General features: G+C 67.5%; 17 protein-coding genes and 1 pseudogene. 15 read left to right on the forward strand and 3 right to left on the reverse strand.

Annotated elements, in window-relative coordinates; translation table 11 throughout:
- Positions 1-37: 37 nt before the first annotated feature.
- Both paaX and paaY read right to left on the reverse strand, forming a co-directional pair.
- Complete coding sequence (paaX, locus tag VUG52_RS14035) at positions 38-961, reverse strand: phenylacetic acid degradation operon negative regulatory protein PaaX (RefSeq protein ID WP_262950622.1); 924 nt, start codon at positions 959-961, stop codon at positions 38-40.
- 59 nt (positions 962-1,020) lie between these two features.
- Positions 1,021-1,620, reverse strand: coding sequence for a phenylacetic acid degradation protein PaaY (gene paaY / locus VUG52_RS14040; protein ID WP_262950624.1), 600 nt, complete (start codon positions 1,618-1,620; stop codon positions 1,021-1,023).
- Positions 1,621-1,961: 341 nt separating this feature from the next.
- Here paaY and paaF point away from each other — a divergent pair, with 341 nt between their 5' ends.
- The 15 genes and pseudogenes from paaF to paaZ all read left to right on the forward strand — a co-directional run bounded on the left by paaF (position 1,962) and on the right by paaZ (position 17,474).
- The gene (gene paaF / locus VUG52_RS14045) at positions 1,962-2,735 is read left to right on the forward strand and encodes a 2,3-dehydroadipyl-CoA hydratase PaaF (RefSeq protein ID WP_050705738.1); all 774 of its coding nucleotides are present in this window, start codon (positions 1,962-1,964) and stop codon (positions 2,733-2,735) included.
- Between the two features lie 31 nt (positions 2,736-2,766).
- On the forward strand, positions 2,767-3,561 hold the full coding sequence (paaG, locus tag VUG52_RS14050; RefSeq protein WP_262950625.1) for a 2-(1,2-epoxy-1,2-dihydrophenyl)acetyl-CoA isomerase PaaG: 795 nt from the start codon (positions 2,767-2,769) through the stop codon (positions 3,559-3,561).
- Positions 3,562-3,563: 2 nt separating this feature from the next.
- Positions 3,564-5,081: a 3-hydroxyacyl-CoA dehydrogenase PaaH gene (gene paaH / locus VUG52_RS14055; RefSeq protein ID WP_262950626.1), complete on the forward strand. Its 1,518-nt coding sequence runs from the start codon at positions 3,564-3,566 to the stop codon at positions 5,079-5,081.
- Entirely contained in the window at positions 5,074-5,523 is a 450-nt protein-coding gene (gene paaI / locus VUG52_RS14060) for a hydroxyphenylacetyl-CoA thioesterase PaaI (protein ID WP_050705735.1), read from the forward strand. The genes paaH and paaI overlap by 8 nt, the downstream gene beginning before the upstream one ends.
- The gene (gene pcaF, locus VUG52_RS14065) at positions 5,516-6,736 is read left to right on the forward strand and encodes a 3-oxoadipyl-CoA thiolase (RefSeq protein ID WP_276554453.1); all 1,221 of its coding nucleotides are present in this window, start codon (positions 5,516-5,518) and stop codon (positions 6,734-6,736) included. The genes paaI and pcaF overlap by 8 nt, the downstream gene beginning before the upstream one ends.
- Before the next feature lie 94 nt (positions 6,737-6,830).
- A complete protein-coding gene (gene paaK / locus VUG52_RS14070) occupies positions 6,831-8,150 on the forward strand; it encodes a phenylacetate--CoA ligase PaaK (protein ID WP_331831667.1) in 1,320 nt (439 codons plus the stop codon).
- Positions 8,151-8,424: 274 nt separating this feature from the next.
- On the forward strand, positions 8,425-9,414 hold the full coding sequence (paaA, locus tag VUG52_RS14075; protein WP_050705732.1) for a 1,2-phenylacetyl-CoA epoxidase subunit PaaA: 990 nt from the start codon (positions 8,425-8,427) through the stop codon (positions 9,412-9,414).
- A 28-nt stretch (positions 9,415-9,442) separates the two neighbouring features.
- Entirely contained in the window at positions 9,443-9,724 is a 282-nt protein-coding gene (gene paaB / locus VUG52_RS14080) for a 1,2-phenylacetyl-CoA epoxidase subunit PaaB (protein ID WP_011533969.1), read from the forward strand.
- 8 nt (positions 9,725-9,732) lie between these two features.
- Positions 9,733-10,491, forward strand: a complete 759-nt coding sequence (gene paaC / locus VUG52_RS14085; protein WP_050705731.1) for a 1,2-phenylacetyl-CoA epoxidase subunit PaaC — start codon at positions 9,733-9,735, stop codon at positions 10,489-10,491.
- The gene (gene paaD, locus VUG52_RS14090) at positions 10,478-11,002 is read left to right on the forward strand and encodes a 1,2-phenylacetyl-CoA epoxidase subunit PaaD (protein ID WP_262950634.1); all 525 of its coding nucleotides are present in this window, start codon (positions 10,478-10,480) and stop codon (positions 11,000-11,002) included. The genes paaC and paaD overlap by 14 nt, the downstream gene beginning before the upstream one ends.
- Positions 11,003-11,017: 15 nt before the next feature.
- The gene (paaE, locus tag VUG52_RS14095; RefSeq protein ID WP_258802102.1) at positions 11,018-12,094 is read left to right on the forward strand and encodes a 1,2-phenylacetyl-CoA epoxidase subunit PaaE; all 1,077 of its coding nucleotides are present in this window, start codon (positions 11,018-11,020) and stop codon (positions 12,092-12,094) included.
- Positions 12,095-12,264: 170 nt separating this feature from the next.
- On the forward strand, positions 12,265-12,573 hold the full coding sequence (locus VUG52_RS14100; protein WP_028688889.1) for a DUF485 domain-containing protein: 309 nt from the start codon (positions 12,265-12,267) through the stop codon (positions 12,571-12,573).
- A pseudogene (locus tag VUG52_RS14105) lies at positions 12,564-14,132 on the forward strand (cation acetate symporter); the annotation flags it as partial. The gene VUG52_RS14100 and the pseudogene VUG52_RS14105, both read left to right, overlap by 10 nt.
- A gap of 35 nt (positions 14,133-14,167) precedes the next feature.
- Positions 14,168-15,400 (forward strand): OprD family porin, encoded by a 1,233-nt coding sequence (locus VUG52_RS14110; RefSeq protein WP_262950637.1) that lies wholly within the window; start codon positions 14,168-14,170, stop codon positions 15,398-15,400.
- Between the two features lie 25 nt (positions 15,401-15,425).
- Positions 15,426-17,474: a phenylacetic acid degradation bifunctional protein PaaZ gene (gene paaZ, locus VUG52_RS14115; RefSeq protein ID WP_262950638.1), complete on the forward strand. Its 2,049-nt coding sequence runs from the start codon at positions 15,426-15,428 to the stop codon at positions 17,472-17,474.
- Positions 17,475-17,565: 91 nt separating this feature from the next.
- Here paaZ and mnxG read toward each other — a convergent pair whose 3' ends face one another.
- Positions 17,566-23,412: a manganese-oxidizing multicopper oxidase MnxG gene (mnxG, locus tag VUG52_RS14120; RefSeq protein WP_331831668.1), complete on the reverse strand. Its 5,847-nt coding sequence runs from the start codon at positions 23,410-23,412 to the stop codon at positions 17,566-17,568.
- Positions 23,413-23,463 lie beyond the last annotated feature (51 nt).

Genomic DNA, 23,463 nt, shown 5'->3' on the forward strand with positions numbered 1-23,463 from the left:
GGCTGGCGCGCACCCTGTAGGAGCGGCTATACCCATCTCAGCCAAGCCCACCAAACCGCCGATAGTAACTCTCGTTGGCATCCGGCAACGGCCCATCCGCCGTTTCCAGCGCGCTGGCCAGGTACTCCTCCGCCCTGCCCTGCACCAGCCGGTACAGGTTGCGGCACAGCTGCCGCGCCGCGCGCCCTTCCCAATCCCCCGGCAACAACTCGTCCGGCAGTTGCGGATCACGCAACAACAGGCGGCGGTATTCGTGGATCAGCAGCGTGCGCGCCAGGAAGCAGTCCTGCGGGCTCGGCGCCTCGATGTCCTTCATGGCCTGCCACAGCGGGCGGAACAGGCGGATGAACTCGCTGTAGTGCTGGCCCAGGTCCTCGATGTTCCAGCTTTCCCGCACCTGGGCGCGCAGGGCCTTGGAGGCCAGCACTTCCTGGGCGTGGGTTTCGAAGACGATGCAATCGTCCTCGGCGTCCTGCTCGCGCAGGGTCGCGGCGAGGTCCGCACGGTCGGTGCGCGGGCAGCCCAGCAGGTTCGCGCCCATGGCGCCGAAGCCCTGCCATTCCAGTTCTTCGCGCACGGCCTTGCGCTTGCCGGCGTCGAGCTGTGACAGCAGCACCAGGGTCCAGGCGCCGTTCCAGGCCGGCAGGCTGGCGCTGTAGACGCGCTTGAAGGCTTTCTCGAAACGCCGCCGGCCGGTGCCGGTCAGGCTGTAGTAGCTGCGCCGACCGACTTTCTCGGCGGTCAGCCAGCCTTCCTTGGTCAGGCGGAAGATCGAGGTACGGATCAGCCGTTCATTGATGCCCATCGGCTCCAGCAGGTTGATCAGGCTGCCCAGCCAGACCGTGCCGCCATGGGGTTCGATGGCATCGCCATAGAGGGTGATGATCAGGGAGCTGGCGCGGATCGGCGTCTGCTGCTGGAAACGGGTGATCAGGTGGTTCAGGGGGGCAAGGCTGCTCATGGGGGAACGAGGCGCGGCTAAAGCCTCGACTATACCTGCCTGCCGCGACCGCGCAAGGCTCATGCGCTACCCTCGGCCTTGGGCCTGAAGCCAGTGTCGCCCATGCGTGGGCGGTCCGCTTCGGGCGCGGTCAGCGGCGGGCACTCCACCAGCGCGGTCATGCAGCGCCGGGCCAGGCTGTGGTATTCGGCGGTGCCGCGCTGTTTCCAGGCCAGCTCCTGGTCGCTGAGCGGGCGCTTGACCTCGGCCGGCGCGCCAACCACCAGGCTTTGCTCCGGGCAGGTGAACCCCGCCTTGACGAAGGCCGTGGCGGCGACGATGCAGCGTGGGGCGATATGCGCGCCGTCCATGACCACCGCGTTCATGCCGACCAGGGCGTCCTCGCCTATCCGACAGCCGTGCAGCACCGCGCCATGGCCGATATGGCCGTTGCGCTCGACCAGCGTATCGCCGCCGGGGAAACCGTGCATCACGCAGGTGTCCTGCAGGTTGGCGCCCTCTTCCAGGATGATTCGCCCGAAATCGCCGCGCAACGAGGCCAGGGGACCGATGTAGCAGTTGGGGCCGACCAGGACGTCGCCGATCAGCACGGCGCTGGGGTGAACATAGGCGCTGGGATGAACCACTGGGGTCAGGCCGTCGAGGCGATAGCAGGGCATGGGCTGGGTGCTCGATATGATTCAGAAGACATGGAGATCCTGTATCAGATCAAATCACTTAGTCAATGCCTTGCTGATGTATCGCTTTCTTCACACGACTTACGCGCATTAACCACCCTATCGCTGGGCAATCTCGCTGCCACGAAAGCCCTAATAAGCGAGGCAGCGTGGGAGCGGGCTTGCCCCGCGATAGCGTCACTCGCCTCAAATACAGATACGTAATTACAATTTCAATGTTGATTTTGCGTATCGCTTTGTACATATACTTGCCCCAGCACCACGAACAACTCCAAGAAAAGCCGGCCCCAGCCGGCGCCGAACGTGCAGCCTGAGGTACCCCCATGCCAAGCAACCTCATCGTGCAGGCCCCGGCGGACGGCGTCCGCCTGATCACCCTGCACCGCCCGCAAGCCCTCAACGCCCTGAACACGGCGCTGCTGGAAGAGCTGGCCGCAGAACTGGACGCCGCCGACCAGGATCCAGAGATCCGCGCCGTGGTCATCACCGGCAGCCGCAAGGCCTTCGCCGCCGGCGCCGACATCAACGAAATGGCCCAGCGCGACCTGGTCGGCATCCTCAACGATCCGCGCGTGGCCCACTGGCAGCGCATCGCCGGCTTTGGCAAACCCCTGATCGCCGCCGTCAACGGCTTTGCCCTGGGTGGCGGCTGCGAACTGGTGATGTGCGCCGACATCGTCATCGCCGGCAGCGACGCCCGTTTTGGCCAGCCGGAAATCAACCTCGGCATCATCCCCGGCGCCGGCGGCACCCAGCGCCTGCTGCGCGCCGTGGGCAAGCCGCTGGCCATGCAGATGGTCCTCGGCGGCGAAGCCATTGATGCCCGTCATGCCCTGCAGGCAGGCCTGGTCGGCGAAGTCACCCAGCCCGAACTCACCGTAGAGCGCGCCCTGCAGGTGGCCGCCGCCATCGCCGCCAAGGCACCGCTGGCGGTGCGCCTGGCCAAGGAGGCGCTGCTCAAGGCCCAGGACATGGACCTGGCCTGCGGCCTGCGCTTCGAACGCCACGCCTTCACCCTGCTGGCCGGCACCGCCGACCGCGACGAGGGTATCCGCGCCTTCCAGGCCAAACGCCCGGCCCGATTCCAAGGGCTGTAAGCCTTCCACCGACTGACGGAGCGAGCCAGTCATGTCCTTCCAGCACATCCTGTTTTCCATTGGCGACGACGGCGTCGCCCTGCTTTCGCTGAACCGGCCCGAGCAGCTCAACAGCTTCAACAGCGCCATGCACCTGGAAGTGCGCGAGGCGCTGAAGCAGGTGCGCCAGAGCGAAACCGCCCGGGTGCTGCTGCTGACCGGCGAAGGCCGTGGCTTCTGCGCAGGCCAGGACCTGGCCGACCGCAACGTCGCGCCCGGCGCCGAGCTGCCTGACCTCGGTCAGTCCATCGAAGAGTTCTACAACCCGCTGGTGCGCAGCCTGCGCGACCTGCCGCTGCCGGTGATCTGCGCGGTCAACGGCGTGGCCGCCGGCGCCGGGGCCAACCTGCCGCTGGCCTGCGACCTGGTGCTGGCGGCGCGCTCGGCAAGCTTCATCCAGGCGTTCTGCAAGATCGGCCTGGTGCCGGACTCCGGCGGCACCTGGCTGTTGCCGCGCCTGGTCGGCATGGCCCGGGCCAAGGCACTGGCCCTGCTGGGCGAGCGCCTGAGCGCCGAGCAGGCCGAGCAATGGGGGCTGATCCATCGGGTGGTGGACGATGCCGCGTTGCGCGACGAGGCGCTCAAGCTCGCCCGCCACCTGGCGACCCAGCCCACCTATGGCCTGGCCTTGATCAAGCGCGCCCTCAACCAGAGCTTCGACAACCGCTTCGACGAACAGCTGGAACTGGAGCGCGACCTGCAACGCCTGGCCGGGCGCAGCGAGGACTACTGCGAGGGCGTCGGCGCCTTCATGAACAAACGCACACCTGCGTTCAAGGGGCGCTGACCATGGCCGCACTCGACAACCACGCCCTGGTGGCGGTGATCGGCGCCGGCGCCATGGGGGCCGGCATCGCCCAGGTGGCGGCCCAGGCCGGCCACCCGGTACGCCTGTATGACAACCGCCCCGGCGCCGCTGCGCAGGCCATCGAGGGTATCGACCGGCAGCTCGGCCGGCTGGTGGAAAAAGGCAGGCTCACCCCTGACAACCGCAGTGCCATCCGCGCTCGCCTGCAACCGATCGACAGCCTCGACGACCTGGCCGATGCCCGCCTGGTGATCGAGGCCATCGTCGAAAGCCTGCCGATCAAGCAAGAATTGCTGCGCCAACTTGAAGCCCGGTGCGCCGACGACTGCATCCTGGCCAGCAACACCTCTTCGCTGTCGATCACCAGCCTTGCCGCCGGGCTCCGCCACCCGCAACGGGTGATCGGCATGCACTTCTTCAACCCGGCACCGCTGATGGCGCTGGTGGAGGTCGTGTCCGGGCTGGCCACGGCGCCGACACTGGCGACCACCCTGTACGACACCGCCCGCAACTGGGGCAAGCAACCGGTGCATGCCCGTTCGACGCCGGGCTTTATCGTCAACCGCGTGGCTCGGCCCTTCTACGCCGAAAGCCTGCGCCTGCTGCAGGAGGGCGCCGCCGACTGCGCCACCCTCGATGCCCTGCTGCGCGACGCCGGAGGCTTTCGCATGGGCGCCTTCGAGCTGACCGACCTGATCGGCCATGACGTCAACTACGCGGTGACCTGCTCGGTGTTCGAGGCGTTCTATGGCGATTTCCGCTTCCAGCCATCGCTGGTGCAAAAAGAGCTGGTCGACGCCGGGCGCCTCGGGCGCAAGACCGGCCAGGGCTTCTATAGCTACGCCGACGGTGCCGAGCGACCAGAGCCTGCGGCACTCACCAGCCAGGCGCCTGTCGAGCACTGCACGGTGGAAGGTGACCTCGGCGTCCTGCAGCCCCTGGTCGAGCGCCTGCGCGCCAAGGGGATGGGCATCACCGAACGCGCTGGCAGCGGTCTGCTGCGGGTGGGGGACGCCACCCTGGCGCTGTCTGATGGCCGCCTGGCCAGCCAGCGCGCCCGCGAGGACGGTTTGCGCAACCTGGTGCTGCTGGACCTGGCCCTGGACTACGCCAGCGCCACGCGCCTGGCCATCAGCCACGACGCCGAGTGCAGTGACGAGGCCCTTGACCAGGCCGTCGCCCTGCTCGCCCAGGCCGGGCTGAGCGTCTGCCCGGTGGCCGACCTGCCCGGCCTGGTGGTGCTGCGCACCGTGGCGATGCTCGCCAACGAGGCCGCCGACGCGGTGCTGCAAGGCGTCGGCACGCCTGGCGACATCGACCTGGCGATGCGCGCCGGGGTCAATTACCCGCGCGGCCCGCTGGCCTGGGCCGACGGCCTGGGGGTCGGCTTCACCCTGAGCGTACTCGACAACCTGCAACGCAGCTACGGTGAGGAGCGTTACCGCCCGTCCCTGCTGCTACGCCGTACCCACGCAGAAGGAGGCCGCCTGCATGGCTGAACAATCCGCACACACCCTGGCCCGCGCCTGTGCCCAGGCCATGTTCGCCCGCGACGCCGCCAGCCAGGGCCTGGGCATCGAGCTGCTCGACGCCGGCCCCGGCTGCGCCCGACTGAGCATGCGCGTGCGCGCCGACATGCTCCAGGGCCACGGCACCTGCCACGGCGGCTACCTGTTCGCCCTGGCCGATTCGGCCTTCGCCTTCGCCTGCAACAGCTACGATGAAGCGGCCGTGGCCCTGGGTTGCAGCATCGACTATGTGGCGCCGGCACGCCTGGGCGATCAGTTGCTGGCCACCGCCGGCGAGCAGAGCCGCAAGGGCCGCACCGGCAACTACGACGTGCGCATCGAGAACCAGCAGGGCGAGCTGATCGCCCTGTTCCACGGCAAATCCTACAAAGTGCGCGGCACCGTGCTGTCGCCGGAGACCTCCCATGACTGATGCCACCCTGCCCCACGCGCTGATCATCGATGCCGTGCGCACGCCCATCGGCCGCTATGGCGGCGCACTGTCGAGCATACGCCCCGACGACCTCGCCGCAGTGCCGATCAAGGCACTGATGGCGCGCCACCCGGAGCTGGACTGGGCGGCCGTGGACGATGTGATCCTCGGCTGCGCCAACCAGGCCGGCGAAGACAACCGCAACGTCGCGCGCATGGCCGGCCTGATGGCCGGGTTGCCGATCGAGGTGCCCGGCACCACGATCAACCGCCTGTGCGGCTCGGGCCTGGACGCCATCGGCAACGCCGCCCGCGCCCTGCGCTGCGGCGAGGCCGGGCTGATGTTGGCCGGCGGCGTCGAATCGATGTCGCGGGCGCCCTTCGTCATGGGCAAGTCGGAACAGGCCTTCGGTCGCAGCGCGCAGCTGTTCGACACCACCATAGGCTGGCGCTTCGTCAACCCGCTGATGCAGGCGCAATACGGCATCGACTCGATGCCCGAGACCGCCGAGAACGTCGCCGAGCGCTTCGCCATCTCCCGCGAGGACCAGGACGCCTTCGCCCTGCGCAGCCAGCTCAAGGCCGCCGCCGCCCAGGCCAATGGCCGCCTGGCCCGGGAGATCGTCGCGGTGGAGATCCCCCAGCGCAAAGGCACGGCCAAGCGCGTCGAGCACGACGAACATCCACGGGGCGACACCACCCTTGAGCAACTGGCGCGCCTCGGCACGCCGTTCCGCGACGGCGGCAGCGTCACCGCCGGCAATGCCTCGGGGGTCAACGACGGCGCCTGCGCCCTGCTCCTGGCCAGCCCCGCGGCAGCCCGGCTACATGGCCTCAAGGCTCGTGGCCGGGTCCTTGGCCTCGCCGTGGCGGGCGTCGAGCCGCGACTGATGGGCATCGGCCCAGTACCGGCCACCCGCAAGGTGCTGGAACTGACCGGCCTGTCCCTGGCCGATATGGACGTGATCGAACTCAACGAAGCCTTCGCCGCCCAGGGCCTGGCCGTGCTGCGCGAGCTGGGCCTGGCCGACGACGATCCCCGGGTCAACCCCAACGGCGGCGCCATTGCCCTGGGTCACCCGCTGGGCATGAGCGGCGCACGGCTGGTCACCACCGCCCTGCACCAGCTGGAGCAGACTGGCGGGCGCTACGCCTTGTGCACCATGTGCATCGGCGTCGGCCAGGGCATCGCCCTGGTGCTCGAACGCCTCTGATCAGCCGCCAGAGACGCCACGCGACGCGGGCAGTATGCTGCCTGCCATGACACTCAGGGCTTCGGCCCACGACAAGAACAACTCGAGTGAAACCATGAATCTCTACCACGATGCCGACCGCGCCCTGCTCGACCCGATGGAAACCGCCAGCCTCGATGCGCTGCGCCAGCACCAGCTGGAGCGCCTGCGCTGGAGCCTGAACCACGCCTACGCCAACGTGCCGCTCTATCGCCAGCGCTTCGATGCGTGCGGCGCCCACCCCGATGACCTGAAGTCGCTGGACGACCTGGCGAAGTTCCCCTTCACCGGCAAGAACGACCTGCGCGACAACTACCCCTACGGCATGTTCGCCGTGCCCCAGGACCAGGTGGTGCGCCTGCACGCCTCCAGTGGCACCACCGGCAAGCCGACGGTAGTCGGCTACACCCAGAACGACATCGACACCTGGGCCAACGTGGTGGCGCGCTCGATCCGCGCCGCCGGCGGGCGCCGCGGCGACAAGGTGCACGTGTCCTACGGCTACGGCCTGTTCACCGGCGGCCTGGGCGCGCACTACGGCGCCGAGCGCCTGGGCTGCACGGTAATCCCCATGTCCGGCGGCCAGACCGAGAAGCAGGTACAGCTGATCCGCGACTTCCAGCCGGACATCATCATGGTCACGCCCTCGTACATGCTCAACCTGGCCGACGAGATCGAGCGCCAGGGCATCGACCCGCACGACCTCAAGCTGCGCCTGGGCATCTTTGGCGCCGAACCCTGGACCGACGAACTGCGCCGCTCCATCGAGCAGCGCCTGGGCATCAATGCGCTGGACATCTACGGGCTGTCGGAAATCATGGGCCCGGGCGTGGCCATGGAATGCCTCGAGACCAAGGACGGCCCGACCATCTGGGAGGACCACTTCTACCCCGAGATCATCGACCCGGTCAGCGGCGACGTGCTGCCGGACGGCCAGCTTGGCGAGTTGGTGTTCACCTCGCTGAGCAAGGAGGCATTGCCGATGGTGCGCTACCGCACCCGCGATCTGACCCGCCTGCTGCCCGGCACGGCGCGGCCAATGCGGCGCATTGGCAAGATTACCGGGCGCAGCGACGACATGCTGATCATCCGCGGGGTCAATGTGTTCCCGACGCAGATCGAGGAACAGGTGCTGAAGATTAAACAGCTTTCAGAGCTGTATGAGATTCATCTGTATCGCAATGGCAACCTCGACAGCGTCGAGGTGCATGTGGAACTGCGCAGCGACAGCCAGTACCTCGACGAGGGGCAGCGCAAGCAGGTGGTGGGCGAACTGGCGCGGCAGATCAAGACCTATATCGGTATCAGTACGCAGATCCAGTTGCAGCCTTGCGGCACGTTGAAGCGTTCGGAGGGCAAGGCTTGTCATGTGTATGACAAGCGGCTGGCTGGCTGACGGCAAGCGCTTAGAAGGGAGCCCCGGCATAGTCCGGGGCTTTTTTTGGCCTTTAGAAAGCCGGGGGCGCTCTGCGCCCCTTTCGCGGCACAAGGCCGCTCCTACAGGGGAACACGAATCCCTGTAGGAGCGGCCTTGCGCCGCGAAAGGGCTGCGCAGCAGCCCAATGTGATACACAATTCATATCCGATACATCAAATACTGTTTGATGTTGTGTTTTGTATCGCTTATAAATGACCCACGCCCCAAGCAGCCCACAACCGGGAGCCCGAACATGTACGCACAGCTCGTAGAAACCGGCGTCAAGCGCCTCAAGTCCCTGGAGGAGATGTCGCCCGAAGAGCGCGCCTTCCAGGAGAAGATCGACGCCGAGATCAAGATCGAAGCCAAGAACTGGATGCCCGAGGCCTACCGCCAGACCCTCATCCGCCAGATCTCCCAGCACGCCCACTCGGAAATCGTCGGCATGCTCCCGGAAGGCAACTGGGTCACCCGCGCCCCGTCGCTCAAGCGCAAGCTGCAACTGATGGCCAAGATCCAGGACGAAGCCGGTCATGGCCTGTACCTGTACAGCGCCATGGAAACTCTCGGCGCCGACCGCGACGAAGAGATCGCCAAGCTGCACAGTGGCAAGGCCAAGTACTCGAGCATCTTCAACTACCCGACCCTGAGCTGGGCCGACATGGGCGCGGTGGGCTGGCTGGTGGACGGCGCGGCGATCGTCAACCAGGTGGTGCTGCAGCGCACCTCCTACGGCCCCTACTCCCGCGCCATGATCCGCATCTGCAAGGAAGAGAGCTTCCACCAGCGCCAGGGCTACGAACTGCTGCTGACCATGATGCGCCACGGCACCCAGGCGCAGAAGGACATGGTCCAGGATGCCATCGACCGCCTGTGGTGGCCGGCGCTGATGATGTTCGGCCCCAGCGACGAGCACTCGCCCAACAGCGCCCAGTCCATGGCCTGGAAGATCAAGCGCCAGACCAACGACGAACTGCGCCAGCGCTTCATCGACCAGACCGTGCCCCAGCTCGAACTGCTCGGCTGCACCGCGCCGGATCCGGCGCTCAAGTGGAACGAGGCCCGCGGCCACTACGACTTCGGCGAGATCCAGTGGGACGAGTTCTACGAAGTGCTCAAGGGCAACGGCCCGTGCAACCAGGAACGCCTGGCCACCCGGCGCAACGCCATCGAAAGCGGTGCCTGGGTGCGCGAGGCCGCCGTGGCCTATGCCCGCAAGCAACAGAACAAGAACGCCGCCTGAAGCGGCGAATGATGCGGAGATACCCCCAATGTCTGTCTGGACCCTGTTCGAAGTCTTCGTGCGCAGCAAGCACGGCCTGAACCACAAGCACGTTGGCAGCGTGCACGCCGCCGACGCCGCCATGGCCATCGAGAACGCCCGCGAGCTTTACACCCGCCGCAGCGAGGGAGTAAGCCTGTGGGTGGTGCCCTCGGCGCTGATCACCGCCTCCTCCCCCGACGAGAAGGACCCGCTGTTCGCCCCGGCCGATGACAAGGTCTACCGCCACGCCAGCTTCTACGAGCTGCCGGCCGAAGTCGGACACATGTGAGGCGCGCCATGCACAAGCAAGCACTGATTCAATACCTGCTGCTGCTCGGCGACAGCGCCCTGGTCCAGGGCCAGCGCCTGTGTGAGTGGTGCGGCAAGGCCCCGGCGCTGGAGGAAGAACTGGCGCTGATGAACGTCGGCCTCGACCTGGTCGGCCAGGCCCGCAACTGGCTGGACTATGCCGCCGAATTGCAGGACGACGGCCGCGATGCCGACGCCCTGGCCTTCCGTCGCGACGAGCGCGCCTACCGCAACCTGCTACTGGTCGAGCAGCCCAACGGCGACTATGCCGTGACGATGCTCAAGCAGTTCCTCTACGACGCCTGGCACCACGCCATGCTCGATGGCTTGAGTGCCTCGGACGATGAGCGTATCGCCGGCATCGCCGCCAAGGCCCTGAAGGAGGTGACCTACCACCTGCGCCGCTCCGGCGAGTGGGTGCAGCGCCTGGGTGGCGGCACCGAGGAAAGCCGCCGACGCATGCTCGAGGCCATTGCGATGCTGTGGCGCTTCACCGTCGAGCTGACGGTCGCCAGCGACAGCGAAGTACAGCTGGCCCGGGCTGGCATTGCCGCCGACCCGACGCAGGTCGCCCAGCGCTGGCACGCCGCTGTGGAGGTAATCTTCGCCTCGGTCGAGCTGCCGCTGCCCAACGCCGCCAGCCACTTCTACCTGGACGGACGCAAGGGCCTGCACACCGAGCACCTGGGCCTGCTGCTGGCCGAGATGCAGTTCTTGCCGCGAGCCTACCCCGATGCGACCTGGTGAGCTGATCGCGGGTGACCGCGGCGCCCGCGCCCTGCGCGACGGCGACCTGGCCCAGGCCTGGGCGGTGCTGGCCGAGGTGATGGACCCGGAGGTGCCGGTGGTCAGCGTGGTCGACTTGGGTGTCGTCCGCGACCTCGACTGGCGCGCCGGCCACCTGCATCTGGTGGTCACCCCGACCTACTCCGGTTGTCCGGCCACCGAGGTGATCGAGGGCGATATCCGCCAGGCCCTGGAACAGGCCGGGTTCGCCGAGCCCGCGCTGGAGCGCAGGCTTACTCCGGCCTGGAGCACCGACTGGATCAGCGACCAGGGCCGCGAGCGCCTGCGCGCCTACGGCATCGCACCGCCCGCCGGCAGTGCCAGCCTGCGCGGGGCCCCGCCCACGGTGTGCTGCCCGCAATGCGCAAGCCGCGATACCGAACTGCTCAGCCAGTTCGGCTCCACCGCCTGCAAGGCCCTGTACCGCTGCCGTGCGTGCCTGGAACCGTTCGACTATTTCAAATGCCTTTGAGCCGTGGAGAACGCCATGAGCCAGTTTCACAGCCTGACCGTCCGGCAAGTGCGCCAGGAGACCCGCGACGCGGTGTCCATCGCCTTCGACGTGCCCGCGCACCTGCGCGAAGAGTTCCGCTTCACCCAGGGCCAGTACCTGGTCATGCGCACCCGACTGGATGACGAAGAGGTGCGCCGCTCCTACTCGATCTGCAGCGCGGTGCAGGACGGCGAATTGCGCGTGGCGGTCAAACGCGTGCCGGGCGGTCGTTTCTCGGCCTTCGCCAACGAAGTGCTCAAGGCCGGCCAGCAGTTGGAGGTGATGCCGCCGTCGGGCAGCTTCTTCGTGCCGCTGGACCCGGCGCGCCGGGGTCATTACCTGGGCGTGGCCGCCGGCAGCGGCATCACCCCGATCCTGTCGCTGGTCGCCACGACCTTGGCCTGCGAGCCCCACAGCCGCTTCACCTTGCTGTACGGCAACCGCGCCAGCAACAGCGCGCTGTTCCGCGATCGTCTGGAAGACCTGAAGAACCAGTACCTCGACCGCCTCAACCTGATCTTCGTGTTCAGCCGCGAGCAGCAGGACGTCGACCTGTACAACGGCCGCATCGACGCCGACAAGTGCGGCCAGCTGTTCGCCCGCTGGCTCGACGTGCAGTCACTCGATGCGGCGTTCATCTGCGGCCCGCAGGCGATGACCGAGACCGTGCGCGACAGCCTGCAGGCCAATGGCCTGGCCAAGGAGCGCATCCACTTCGAGCTGTTTGCCGCCGCCGGTGGCGAGGCCCGTCGCGAAGCTCGCGAGGCGGCGCGCCAGGTGGATTCGGCGGTCAGCCACGTGACCGTGATCAGCGACGGCCGCGCCCTGGCCTTCGACCTGCCGCGCAACACCCGCAGCGTGCTCGAGGCCGGCAACGCCATCGGCGCCGAACTGCCCTGGTCGTGCAAGGCCGGGGTGTGCTCGACCTGCAAGTGCAAGGTGATCGAGGGCGAGGTGGAGATGGACAGCAACCATGCCCTGGAGGACTACGAAGTGGCGGCCGGGTATGTGCTGTCGTGCCAGACCTACCCGCTGAGCGACAAGGTGGTGCTCGATTTCGATCAGCTCTAGCACCGCGTCGCCTGCTTCGCGGGTAAACCCGCTCCCACAGGTACATCGGCGCCCTCAAGATCAGCGCCGTCCCTGTGGGAGCGGGTTTACCCGCGAAGAAGCCAACACCGATACCAGCAACACCCGCGTGACCTGAAAAAACAATTACAACAGCCAGAGAGAACGCCCCCATGACACCCGAACACCTCGAATCCATCAGCAAGCACCCCGCCTTCGTGCAACTGATCCAGCGCAAGCGCCGTCTCAACGGCTCGCTGACCCTGACCATGCTCGTCGCCTACTACGGCTTCGTCCTGCTGGTGGCCTTCGCCCCCGGCGTGCTCGGCCAGTCCCTCAGCGGCGGGGTGACCAGCGTCGGCATGCTGGTGGGCGTGCTGATGGTGCTGCTGTCCTTCGCCCTCACCGGCGTCTACATGCACCGCGCCAACCGCGTCATCGACCCGCTCAACGAAGTGGTCAAGCAGGAGTGCGCGCGATGAACTGGACCGCCATCTCGATGTTCCTGGTGTTCGTCTGTTTCACCCTGCTGGTGACCCGCTGGGCCGCCCTGCGCACCCGTTCGGCCAGCGACTTCTACACCGCCGGCGGCGGCCTGACCGGCATGCAGAACGGCCTGGCGATCGCCGGTGACATGATCAGCGCCGCGTCCTTCCTCGGCATCTCGGCGATGATGTTCATGAACGGCTACGACGGCCTGCTCTACGCCCTGGGCGTGCTGGCCGGCTGGCCGATCATCCTGTTCCTGATCGCCGAGCGCCTGCGCAACCTGGGCAAGTACACCTTCGCCGACGTGGTTTCCTACCGCCTGGCCCAGGCCCCGGTGCGCCTGACCTCGGCCTTCGGCACCCTGGCCGTGGCATTGATGTACCTGGTGGCGCAGATGGTCGGCGCCGGCAAGCTGATCGAACTGCTGTTCGGCATCAGCTACCTGTACGCGGTTATGCTGGTGGGCGTGCTGATGGTGCTGTACGTCACCTTCGGCGGCATGCTCGCCACCACCTGGGTGCAGATCATCAAGGCGGTGATGCTGCTGTCGGGCACCACCTTCATGGCCTTCATGGTGCTCAGGCACTTCGATTTCAGCACCGAGGCGATGTTCGCCAGTGCCGTGGCCGTGCATGCCAAGGGTCAGGCGATCATGGCGCCGGGGGCGCTGCTGTCCAACCCGGTGGACGCCATCTCCCTGGGCCTGGGCATGATGTTCGGCACGGCCGGCCTGCCGCATATCCTCATGCGTTTCTTCACCGTCAGCGACGCCAAGGAAGCGCGCAAGAGCGTGTTCTACGCCACCGGTTTCATCGGCTACTTCTACCTGCTGCTGATCGTCATCGGCTTCGGCGCCATCGTCATGGTCGGCACCGAGCCGTCCTACCGCGACGCCAGCGGGGCGATCATCGGCGGCGGTAACATGGTCGCGGTGCACCTGGCCCAGGCCGTGGGCGGCAACCTGTTCCTCGGCTTCATCTCGGCGGTGGCCTTCGCCACCATCCTCGCCGTTGTCGCGGGCCTGGCGCTGTCCGGCGCCTCGGCGGTGTCCCACGACCTGTACGCCTGCGTGGTGCGCAAGGGCCAGGCCAGCGAGCAGCAAGAGATGCGCGTCTCGCGCCTGGCCACCCTGGGGATCGGCCTGTTCGCGGTACTGCTGGGGTTGCTGTTCGAGTCGCAGAACATCGCCTTCCTTTCCGGCCTGGTGCTGGCGGTGGCCGCCTCGGTCAACTTCCCGGTGCTGCTGCTCTCGATGTTCTGGAAAGGCCTGACCACCCGCGGCGCGGTGGGCGGCAGCCTGGCCGGGTTGGTCTCGGCGATCGTCCTGGTGGTGCTGGGCCCGGCGGTGTGGGTCAACGTGCTGCACAACGAGCGGGCGCTGTTCCCCTACAGCAACCCGGCGCTGTTCTCCATGTCGCTGGCCTTCCTCGCCGCCTGGGCCTTCTCGGTCACCGACGGCTCGGAACGGGCGCGCGATGAACGTGGTCGCTATCTGGCCCAGTTCATCCGCTCGATGACCGGTATCGGCGCCGCTGGCGCCAGCAAGCACTGACTTCAAGAACAATAACAATGTCGGGTACAACAACAATGAACCGCACGCACCTCACGTCAGCCGCCTGGCTGGCCACCCTCGCCCTGCCCTTGCCGGCCATGGCGGACTTTATTGCTGACAGCCACGCACGCCTCGAACTGCGCAACCACTACATCAACCGCGACTTCCGCCAGGGCAACGCCCCGCAGAGCAAGGCCGAGGAATGGGGCCAGGGCTTCACCGCGCGCTTCGAGTCGGGTTTCACCGACGGGCCGGTCGGTGTCGGGGTGGACGCCATGGGCCAACTGGGCATCAAGCTCGATTCCAGCCGCGACCGGCGCAACACCGGCCTGCTGCCCTACGGGCCACGCAGCCTGGAGCCGGTGGACGACTACAGCGAACTGGGCCTGACCGGCAAACTGAGGGTGTCCAAGAGCACCCTGCGCCTGGGCACCTTGCAGCCGATTTTGCCGGTGGTGGTGTACAACGACACCCGCCTGCTGGCCTCGACCTTCCAGGGCGGCCTGCTGACCAGCCAGGAGCTGGACGGCCTCACCTTCAACGGCGGCCGCCTGACCAAGGCCAACCTGCGCGACTCCTCCGGGCGCGACGACATCGGCTACGGCGCCGCCAGCAGCGACCACTTCGACTTCGGCGGCGGCAGCTACGCCATCACCCCGCAGACCAGCGTCAGCTACTACTACGCCAAGCTCGAAGACATCTACCGCCAGCAGTACGTGGGCTTGCTGCACACCCAGCCCCTGGCCGAAGGCGTCAGCCTGCGCAGCGACCTGCGCTACTTCGACAGCCGCGGCGACGGCGCCGAGCGTGCCGGGCGCATCGACAACCGCAACTTCAACGCCATGTTCACCCTGGGCGTGAAGGCCCACAAGTTCACCGCCACCTGGCAGCAGATGTCCGGCGACAGCGCCTTCCCGTTCCTCAATGGCGGCGATCCGTACACCGTCAACCTGGTCACCTACAACACCTTCACCCGCGCCGGGCTCGACTCCTGGCAACTGCGCTACGACTACGACTTCGTCGCGATGGGCATTCCCGGGTTGAGTTTCATGACCCGCTACACCGACGGCCGCCACGCCGAAACCGCCACGCTCAGCAATGGCCGCGAGCGCGAGCGCGACACCGACATCACCTACGTCATCCAGAGCGGCCCGTTCAAGGACGTCAGCCTGCGCTGGCGCAATGTCACCTTCCGTTCCGGCAATGGCCTGACCAACGCCGTGGACGAGAACCGCCTGATCATCGGCTACACCGTGGCGCTCTGGTAACCGCGCCCCTTCAAAGGAGAACAGCATGTCCGCCGCCCCTACCCTGCAGAGCTTCATCGCCGGCCGCTGGATCGGCCAGCACGGCGCCCAGGCCCTGCGCAGCGCCCTCGACGGCCACGTCCTGGCCTACAGCCACGAAGAGCGCCCGGACTTCGCCGAGGCCGTGGATTTCGCCAGGGCCCAGGGCCTCAAGCAACTGCTGGCCATGGATTTCCAGCAGCGCGCCGCCCGGCTCAAGGCCCTGGCGCTGTACCTGGCCGAGCGCAAGGAGCAGCTCTACGCCCTGTCCCACCACTCCGGCGCCACCCGCGCCGACAGCTGGATCGACATCGAGGGCGGCAACGCCACGCTGTTCGCCTATTCCAGCATGGGCCGGCGCGAACTGCCGTCGGGCAACCTGGTGCATGAAGGGCCGGCGATCCCGTTGGGCAAGCAAGGCCATTTCGCCGGCAGCCATATCCTGGTGCCGCGCGCAGGGGTGGCCGTGCATATCAACGCCTTCAACTTCCCGATCTGGGGCATGCTGGAGAAGTTCGCCCCGACCTTCCTCGCCGGCATGCCGTGCATCGTCAAGCCCGCTACCGCCACCAGCTACCTGACCGAAGCCGTGGTGCGCCTGATGAATGAATCGGGCCTGCTGCCGGCCGGCAGCCTGCAACTGGTGATCGGCAGCACCGGCGATCTGCTCGACCGCCTGCAGGGTCAGGACGTGGTGACCTTCACCGGCTCCGCCGACACGGCGGCCAAGCTGCGCGTGACCCCGAACCTGATCCGCCATTCGGTGCCCTTCACCGCCGAGGCCGACTCGCTTAACTGCGCCATCCTCGGCCCGGACGTCAGCCCCGACAGCGAGGAGTTCGAGCTGTACATCAAGGAAGTGGCGCGGGAGATGACCACCAAGGCCGGGCAGAAATGCACGGCGATACGCCGCGCCATCGTCCCGGCCAAACACCTCGACGCGGTGGCCACCCGCCTGCGCGAACGCCTGCGCAAGGTGGTGGTGGGCGATCCTGCGGTCGAGGGCGTGCGCATGGGCGCGCTGGCCTCCCACGACCAGCAGCGCGATGTCGGCGAGCGCGTGCGCCAATTGCTGGACAGCTGCGAGCAGTTGCTGGGTGCCAGTGACGGTTTCACCCCGGTCGGCGATGCCGTGGCCGAAGGCGCGTTTTTCGCCCCGACCCTGCTGTTGGCCCGCGACCCACACGCTGAGGGCGGCGCCCATGACATCGAGGCGTTCGGCCCAGTGAGCACGCTGATGGCCTACGACGACCTCGACGAGGCCCTGGCCCTGGCCGCCCGCGGCAAGGGCAGCCTGGTGGCATCGCTGGTGACCGCCGACCGCGCCGTGGCGGCCAAGGCCATCCCGGTGGCGGCGGCCTGGCACGGGCGGCTGCTGGTGCTCGACAGCGAGGCGGCCAAGGAATCCACCGGCCATGGCTCGCCATTGCCGCAGCTCAAGCATGGCGGCCCCGGCCGTGCCGGCGGCGGTGAGGAGCTGGGTGGCCTGCGCGCAGTCAAGCACTACCTGCAACGCGCGGCCGTGCAAGGCTCGCCGAGCATGCTGATGGCGGTGACCGGCGAATACGTGCGCGGCGCCGAGGTGATCGAGACCGAGGTGCACCCGTTCCGCCGCCATTTCGACGACCTGCGCATCGGCGAATCGCTGCTGACCCACCGCCGCACCGTGACCGAAGCCGACCTGGTCAATTTCGGCTGCCTGTCGGGCGATCATTTCTACATGCACTTCGACGAAATCGCGGCGAAGCAGTCGCAGTTCGGCAAGCGCATCGCCCATGGCTATTTCGTGCTGTCGGCGGCGGCCGGGTTGTTTGTTTCTCCTGGCGAAGGGCCCGTGCTGGCCAACTATGGCCTGGACACGCTGCGCTTCATCACCCCGGTGGGGATCGGCGACACCATCCAGGCGCGCTTGACCTGCAAGCGCAAGATCGACCAGGGCAAGACCAGCCCGCAGGGACAGGCGCAAGGGGTGGTGGCCTGGGATGTGGAAGTGACCAACCAGCTCGGTGAGCTGGTGGCCAGCTATGACATCCTGACATTGGTGCTCAAGCGCTAGTGGCGATAGCCTGCAGCACTCTCGAGATCGAGAGCGCTGCAATCCCGCCGGCAAACACCTGCTGAACGCCCTGCACCAAGCCCGGCCCCCGTCACTGCGCCGGTGCGGTGGCCGGCGGCGCTTCGTTGGTCACCCGCAGGATTCCCCACAGCCCAGAAACATTGCCATAGGCGGCATAGTCGCGGAACAGATAATCCCCTTGCACCGCGTTGGCCCCCCCGGCGCTGGGCAGCATGAAGCTGAAGTGCGCCGCCGGCAGCACGCTTTCCTGCGCGCCCACGTAAATTGCCATCGGGTTGTAGCCGTAGCGCACCGAGCCAATGCCCGGCAGGCCCATGGGGTAGCCATGCACATCGTTCTTCTCGGCCTGGTAGTTGTGCAGCGGCCACAGGTGTCCGTCGAGCTGGTAGGTGATGCCGCGGCTGCCGCCGCTGGGCATCAGCACATGGCTACGCGCAGGCTGGCCCGGCCTGGCCCAGAGCACCGGGGTCTGCGGGTCGCCGCCGACCAGGGCGTTGCTGTAGGCCATGTGGGCGTTGGGCACATCGGCGAAGCCGAAGCCGTCGGCATGGCCGAACGGCGCGTCCGGCGCCAGGCCGAAGCGTAGCCACAGCGGCTCGGTCTTGTAGTTCATCGCCATGTTGCCGTTGTCCTTCGGATCACCGGGCACGCCATTGCCCTCGGTGGCGATACCCTCCACCGGCCGGCCATCGGCCCAGCGCATGTTCAGCGAGCGCTGCCACACGGTGACGAAGTCGCGGTAGTCGGGCTGGCCGCTGACCTTCACCGTGGCCTGGGCGCGGCTGGCGTTGTCCTCAGTCCAGGTCGCGCTCTGCGGCAATACGCTCATGGCGCCCACCAGGCCCTTTTGCGGCTGCTTGATGACATCCGCCGGGGTCAGGTTGAGGCCGCCGAACTCGATGGCCGTGGTGTTGATGTTGTCCACCGTGCGGCCCAGTTGCAGCACCGGCTTGCCTTCGCGCTCCAGGTGCCCGGCATAGTACTGGTACACACGGTTCGGGTAGGCGCCGCTGGCGCCGGCGCGCGGCGGCACGGTCTGCACCGGGTTGAGGCCGACGTTGACGCCGTCCGACTTGGTGATGTCGTAAGCCAGCAGTTGCGCATGCAGGCCGACATGGCTGGACGGGCGCATCAGGTTGTTGTTGAACGCCGTGGAGCCCTCGCCGCCGGCCCGGTCGCGCTTGACCACGTTCTGCATCACCGCGCTGCTGGGCAGATCCGGCATCATCAGCGGCAGGCGGTTCTCCAGGGTGATGCTGATGCAGTCACCGGCATTGGCGCGCAGCACCAGGGGCTCGACCGGCACGCCGGCCTTGAGCTTGCCGGTGCTGGTATCGAGGTCGGCCTTGCGCACGTAGAGCACCGCGGTCGGGTCGTGCAATGGCGAGCTGTGGCCGCCGACGGTGAAGGTCGCGCCGTCCTCTTCGTCGGTGACCGTGGCCATGGGGATATCGACCTTGCGGCTGTTGAACACCAGGGTGCCGCCGTTGGCCTTGAGCGCGCCACCTACATGCTGGCCGATCCCGGCCGGGTCGCTGATGCTGACCCCGTGGCGATTCTCGAGGATGTCGTTGGCCAGGGCCGCGACGATCTCGTAACTGCGTTTGACCGTCGGCCGGGTGCCGATGCCATTGGCGTTGGCCGTGGTTTTCGGGCAGATGCCGTCGAAGTTTACGGTGTTGCGCATGGCCACCGGCTGCGGGTTGTTCGGCAGGGCGAACAGGTCGGCGCGCTGGGCGGTGTAGTTGCGCATGATGCCCCAGATGCCGTTCCAATAGCCTTCCAGCGCGGCGTCCAGCGAGTACAGGTAGTCGCCGTTGGTGGCGGCGGAGCTGGAGATCATGGACACCGGGGCCATGAACCCGAGCTGCTCGGAAATGCCCACCATCTGCGACGACTTCCACCCCGAGTTGGAGCTGTTGCCGAAGCCCGAGCCGTTCTGCAGCCACTTCACGCCGTGCAGGGTGACGTTGTGCTCCTCCTCATGGCCGCCGGCGTGCATGCGCAGGCGCACGTTGTCGCCGGAATAGGTGCGCAGCAACGGGGTGAACGGGTCGCCCGGCTCGGTGCCCTTGTTGACGTGCGGTGGGAACAGCGTAGTGCCGCCGGTGGGGCCGGTGGCCTGGGTGATCGCCGAAGGCGCCAGGTTCATCGCCGGGATGGCGCGGTCGGTGCGGCTCTGCATGGCATAGGCCAGGTCGCCGCCCAGGCCGTCGGCCTGCATGCCGCGCTTGCCGTCCGGGCCGACCTTGTTCGGGTCGAACACGCGCAGGGCCAGCGGCTCGTTGCGGTAGTTGACGACGAACATGCCCGGGTCATCCACCGAGATCGCCTGTGGGCACGGCCGCGTCGGGCAGCCCGGGCTCAGCCCGCCTCGGGACTCGACCACCGACTCGAGCAGCGTCGAGGCTTTCTGCCGCACCGGCGGGTTGATGGCGTAGCGGAAGCTGTCGGCGGTGGCTGGATAGGCCTGGCCATCGGGTATGCCGTTGGGGCCGGCCCCCACATACACGCCGGCCTCATAGGCGTGCTGGAAGTCGCTGTACTCGAGGAAGAACTCGCGATAGCTGTCGTTCTTGCCGTCGCCGTCGTGGTCGCCGGTCTGGATCACCGCCTGCCACGAGGTCGGGCCGCCGTCCTGGCGGGTGGCCGGGTTGTACAGCTGCTCGCCGGTCTCGGCGTGGTACCAGGTGGAACCGGCGGGCTCGGCCAGCACGGTCGCGTACAGCCCGAGTTGCTGGTGGGTCGATGGGCCAAGGTGGTCATGGGTGAAGATGGTGCCCAGGCCACGGTCGACGTTGTGCACGTTCACCAGCGGGTCGGCGAACCAGCGTTGCATGGCGGTGCGCGCGCCGAGCCAGTCGGCCCGGCCGAAACGCCCGAAGTACGGATGCTGTTTGGCTTTCGGGCACGCGGCGGTACCGTCGCGGGCATCGCCCTCGGTGCAATTATTGAAGCTGCGGATGGCATGCACGCGCTCGACCACACTGCCGGGCGAGAGGATGCCGTCTTCGTAGTTCCAGCCGTTGGCCGAGCCGTCCGCGGCGGTCAGGTCCCACTTGGGTAGGTGGATGTGCTGGCCAATCACGTCGGTCGGTGTGCGCACCTGGTAGTCATCCATCTCGTAGAACGACGGAATCAGGTTGGTGTGCACGTACTGGGTGCAGTCGAAGGTGTTCATGCGCATCACCAGCGGCTCCGGCGGGCGCTGCTTGGTGATCACCGGCCAGGCGTCCTCCCACAGGGCGAGGATGCGCGCCTGCGGGAAGTGGTAGCCGACCTTGTTGTACACCGCGTCGAACTGGATGTTGGCCGCCTTGTAGATGCGCGGGCGGTCGGCGGTGAAGGTGGACGAGCCGCGGAAACTCATGCCGCTGAGGTTCTCACCGCTGAAGAACTCGCCGACACCCGAGGACTGGGTCAGGCGCTTGCCACGGTCGTCCATGCAGGGCTCGTAGAACGGCGCCCCCGCCGTGGGCAGGGCGCCGTTGGTGCGGAAGGCCTTGGCCACCGGCGCGCTGCCGGGGATCAGGGCAAAGCTCGGGTGCTCGGCCTTGGCGTGGAACTGCATGGCGGCCTGCTCGACCTCGGTGCCCTCCTCGGGCAGGTAGATCGGCTTGGCCTTGTGCACCACCTTGGAGAAATCCAGCTTGGTGGTGGTGGTCACCGCCTCGCCGCCGGCCGATACGCCGTCCAGCGCGTGGCGACCAAGGCCGCCGTCCCAGCCATCGACCTGGTTGGGGTCGAGGTTGGCCCACAGCGCCTTGCCGCTGTCCTTGAGCTGGCGGGCCAGGGCCGGGTCGAGCATGTCCAGCGGCGGGGTCGGTGGGCGCTGGCCGACGCTGCTTTCCATGCCGCCGATCCAGAACGGGTAGCCGGGGTTCTTCAGGCTGCCATCGGCGTTGCGATTGGTCTCGCTGCGGTCGACCAGGGCCAGGGAGCCGACGGCACGCGGGGTGGCTGGCGCGTTCGGATGGTCGTCGCCCTCCTCCTCTTCTTCATCGTCACGACCGGCGACCAGGGTCTCGGACAGCTTGGGCACCACGGTCACCTTGCCCGGCATCGGCGCCATGGCCTTGCCCGGCAGCGGCACGATGGCCGGAATCGGCGTGCCGGCGATGATCTCGCCGTCCGGCAGCGCCCGGGCGCCCTGGGCCGGCTTGCCATTGCGCAGGGCGAACGGCGTGCTGTGGAAGCCGTTGGCGCCCTCGCCGCTGACCTCCAATCGGGTGCCTGGCTCGAACACGTCGTGCACCCGCCACATGGCCCACATGCCCTGGGCGAAGTGCGGATAGAAGTGGCAATGGTAGATGGCATCGCCCGCCACCCGGTTGCGGTTGCCCGAGCCGCCGTTGGCGATCTCGTAGGTGTAGCCCACCCCCGGGCCGATGCCCTGGGCGTCGATGTAGTCGGAGTTATCGTCGTTGGGGTTGAACAGCCATTGGTGCCCGTGCAGGTGGAAAATGTGCTGCTCGTGGCCGTTGTGGGTGTTGCGGAACTTGGTGAAGTCGCCGATGTAGCTGTGGTGCACGTTGGCGGGCTCGGCCGGGTACAGGGCCATGGTCGCCTTGACCCCGGTGGCGCTGGCCGGCGGCGTCTGGCCAGGGCGGATGTTCTCCAGCCCGACGTTGGCCGGGATATCCACCAGGGTGCCGATATCGCCCACGGTGTGGGCGCTGAGGAAGAACTCCTCGTAGGCGCACGACAGGCAGTCATGCATCGGCCCCACGCCCAGGCGGTTGGCCACCACCTCGGCGCCCATGCCACCGGAGCCGTAGTTGATCATGAACGAGTCGCGGGTCGGCTCGAGTACATGGCCCATGACAGGGTCCGCCCAGTAGGCGGGGAAGGCCTGGGTGGCGGCCACCTCGTCGGCGAACTGCGAGGCGAAGTCGCGGAAGGCTTCCAGTCGGTTGGGCAGCGCCGGGTTGCGCTTGCCGACGCTTTCCAGCGGATAAGTGCTGGCCGGGAAGCTGCCGTCGGGGTTGGGGCCCATGACGATGGCATCAGTCTCGCTGCTGAGGATCTCGTTGCCGTCGAGCATGGCGATGATCGGCTTGCCGGCCTTGCCCTCGGCGATCCACGGCTCGGCGTTGGGGTAGCGGGCGTGGTAGTCGATCACCGGCTGGCCGGTGGCCGTGCGCCCGGTGGTGGCCAGGCGCATCTCTTCCTCGGTCAGGGTGTTGCGGTAGGTACGCCCGGCCTTGGGCACCACCACCACCTGGCCGAACAGGCCGTTGGCGACGTTGCCGGCGCCGCCCTGGCCGCCAAAGGTGGCGCCCTGGCTGGTGACGGCGAACGCCCCTTCGCGCTCGGCGTACAGGGTGTAGCTGCGGGTGCCGCCCGGAGCGACCAGGAAGTTGCCGTTGCGCCCGGTGTTGGCGGCGATGTCGCCGATGCTGTTGACCGCCTGCAGACCATTGACCTGGAAGCCGACATGACGGTCGGTGACCTGCTCGTCGGCAACGAAGTGCTCGCCGCCTTCGTTCTCGACCTCGGCGCCCTCTTCTTCCTCGCCTTCGACTTCGGTTTCGTCGTGGTCGATGCCGTGCTTGTTGGGGTTGGCCTGGTAGGCCAGCAGGTTGGTCAGGTTGACCGTCAGGCAGTCACCGGCGGCCACCCGCAGCACGATCGGCCGCGGGCGCTTGTCCGGGCGCAGGGTGACCTTGCCCGGTACCGCGGCGCCGCCCTTGCTCAAGGGCACCTGGTGCTCGTCCACCACGTCCTGGCGCAGGGCGTACATCATGCCGTTGGCGTTCTGCGCGCCGAGGCGGTTGAACATCAGTGGCTGATCCAGCGCCACCACGTTGGCCACCAGCGTGCGCTGGCACTGCACCGCGGCCTCGCTGGAAACCTGCCAGCCCAGCAGGGCCAGCAGGACGGTGGACAGGACCGGGCCTTTGCGAGTGGTCGACATGGGGCACCTCCGGGGACACAGGGATACTGCGGGGAGGTGAGCAAGGCTTGT

The organism is Pseudomonas sp. LH21 (assembly GCF_036549575.1).
Taxonomy (GTDB): domain Bacteria; phylum Pseudomonadota; class Gammaproteobacteria; order Pseudomonadales; family Pseudomonadaceae; genus Aquipseudomonas; species Aquipseudomonas peradeniyensis.

Bases quoted from the DNA above. Each gene is read 5' to 3' on its own strand.
- paaD (WP_262950634.1), top strand. From the start codon at position 10,478: ATGCGACCTGGTGAGCTGATCGCGGGTGACCGCGGCGCCCGCGCCCTG.
- pcaF (WP_276554453.1), top strand. From the start codon at position 5,516: ATGACTGATGCCACCCTGCCCCACGCGCTGATCATCGATGCCGTGCGC.
- paaZ (WP_262950638.1), top strand. From the start codon at position 15,426: ATGTCCGCCGCCCCTACCCTGCAGAGCTTCATCGCCGGCCGCTGGATC.
- mnxG (WP_331831668.1), bottom strand. From the start codon at position 23,412: ATGTCGACCACTCGCAAAGGCCCGGTCCTGTCCACCGTCCTGCTGGCC.
- paaH (WP_262950626.1), top strand. From the start codon at position 3,564: ATGGCCGCACTCGACAACCACGCCCTGGTGGCGGTGATCGGCGCCGGC.
- paaI (WP_050705735.1), top strand. From the start codon at position 5,074: ATGGCTGAACAATCCGCACACACCCTGGCCCGCGCCTGTGCCCAGGCC.
- paaA (WP_050705732.1), top strand. From the start codon at position 8,425: ATGTACGCACAGCTCGTAGAAACCGGCGTCAAGCGCCTCAAGTCCCTG.
- paaG (WP_262950625.1), top strand. From the start codon at position 2,767: ATGTCCTTCCAGCACATCCTGTTTTCCATTGGCGACGACGGCGTCGCC.
- paaY (WP_262950624.1), bottom strand. From the start codon at position 1,620: ATGCCCTGCTATCGCCTCGACGGCCTGACCCCAGTGGTTCATCCCAGC.
- VUG52_RS14100 (WP_028688889.1), top strand. From the start codon at position 12,265: ATGACACCCGAACACCTCGAATCCATCAGCAAGCACCCCGCCTTCGTG.
- paaX (WP_262950622.1), bottom strand. From the start codon at position 961: ATGAGCAGCCTTGCCCCCCTGAACCACCTGATCACCCGTTTCCAGCAG.
- paaC (WP_050705731.1), top strand. From the start codon at position 9,733: ATGCACAAGCAAGCACTGATTCAATACCTGCTGCTGCTCGGCGACAGC.
- paaF (WP_050705738.1), top strand. From the start codon at position 1,962: ATGCCAAGCAACCTCATCGTGCAGGCCCCGGCGGACGGCGTCCGCCTG.
- VUG52_RS14110 (WP_262950637.1), top strand. From the start codon at position 14,168: ATGAACCGCACGCACCTCACGTCAGCCGCCTGGCTGGCCACCCTCGCC.
- paaB (WP_011533969.1), top strand. From the start codon at position 9,443: ATGTCTGTCTGGACCCTGTTCGAAGTCTTCGTGCGCAGCAAGCACGGC.
- paaK (WP_331831667.1), top strand. From the start codon at position 6,831: ATGAATCTCTACCACGATGCCGACCGCGCCCTGCTCGACCCGATGGAA.
- paaE (WP_258802102.1), top strand. From the start codon at position 11,018: ATGAGCCAGTTTCACAGCCTGACCGTCCGGCAAGTGCGCCAGGAGACC.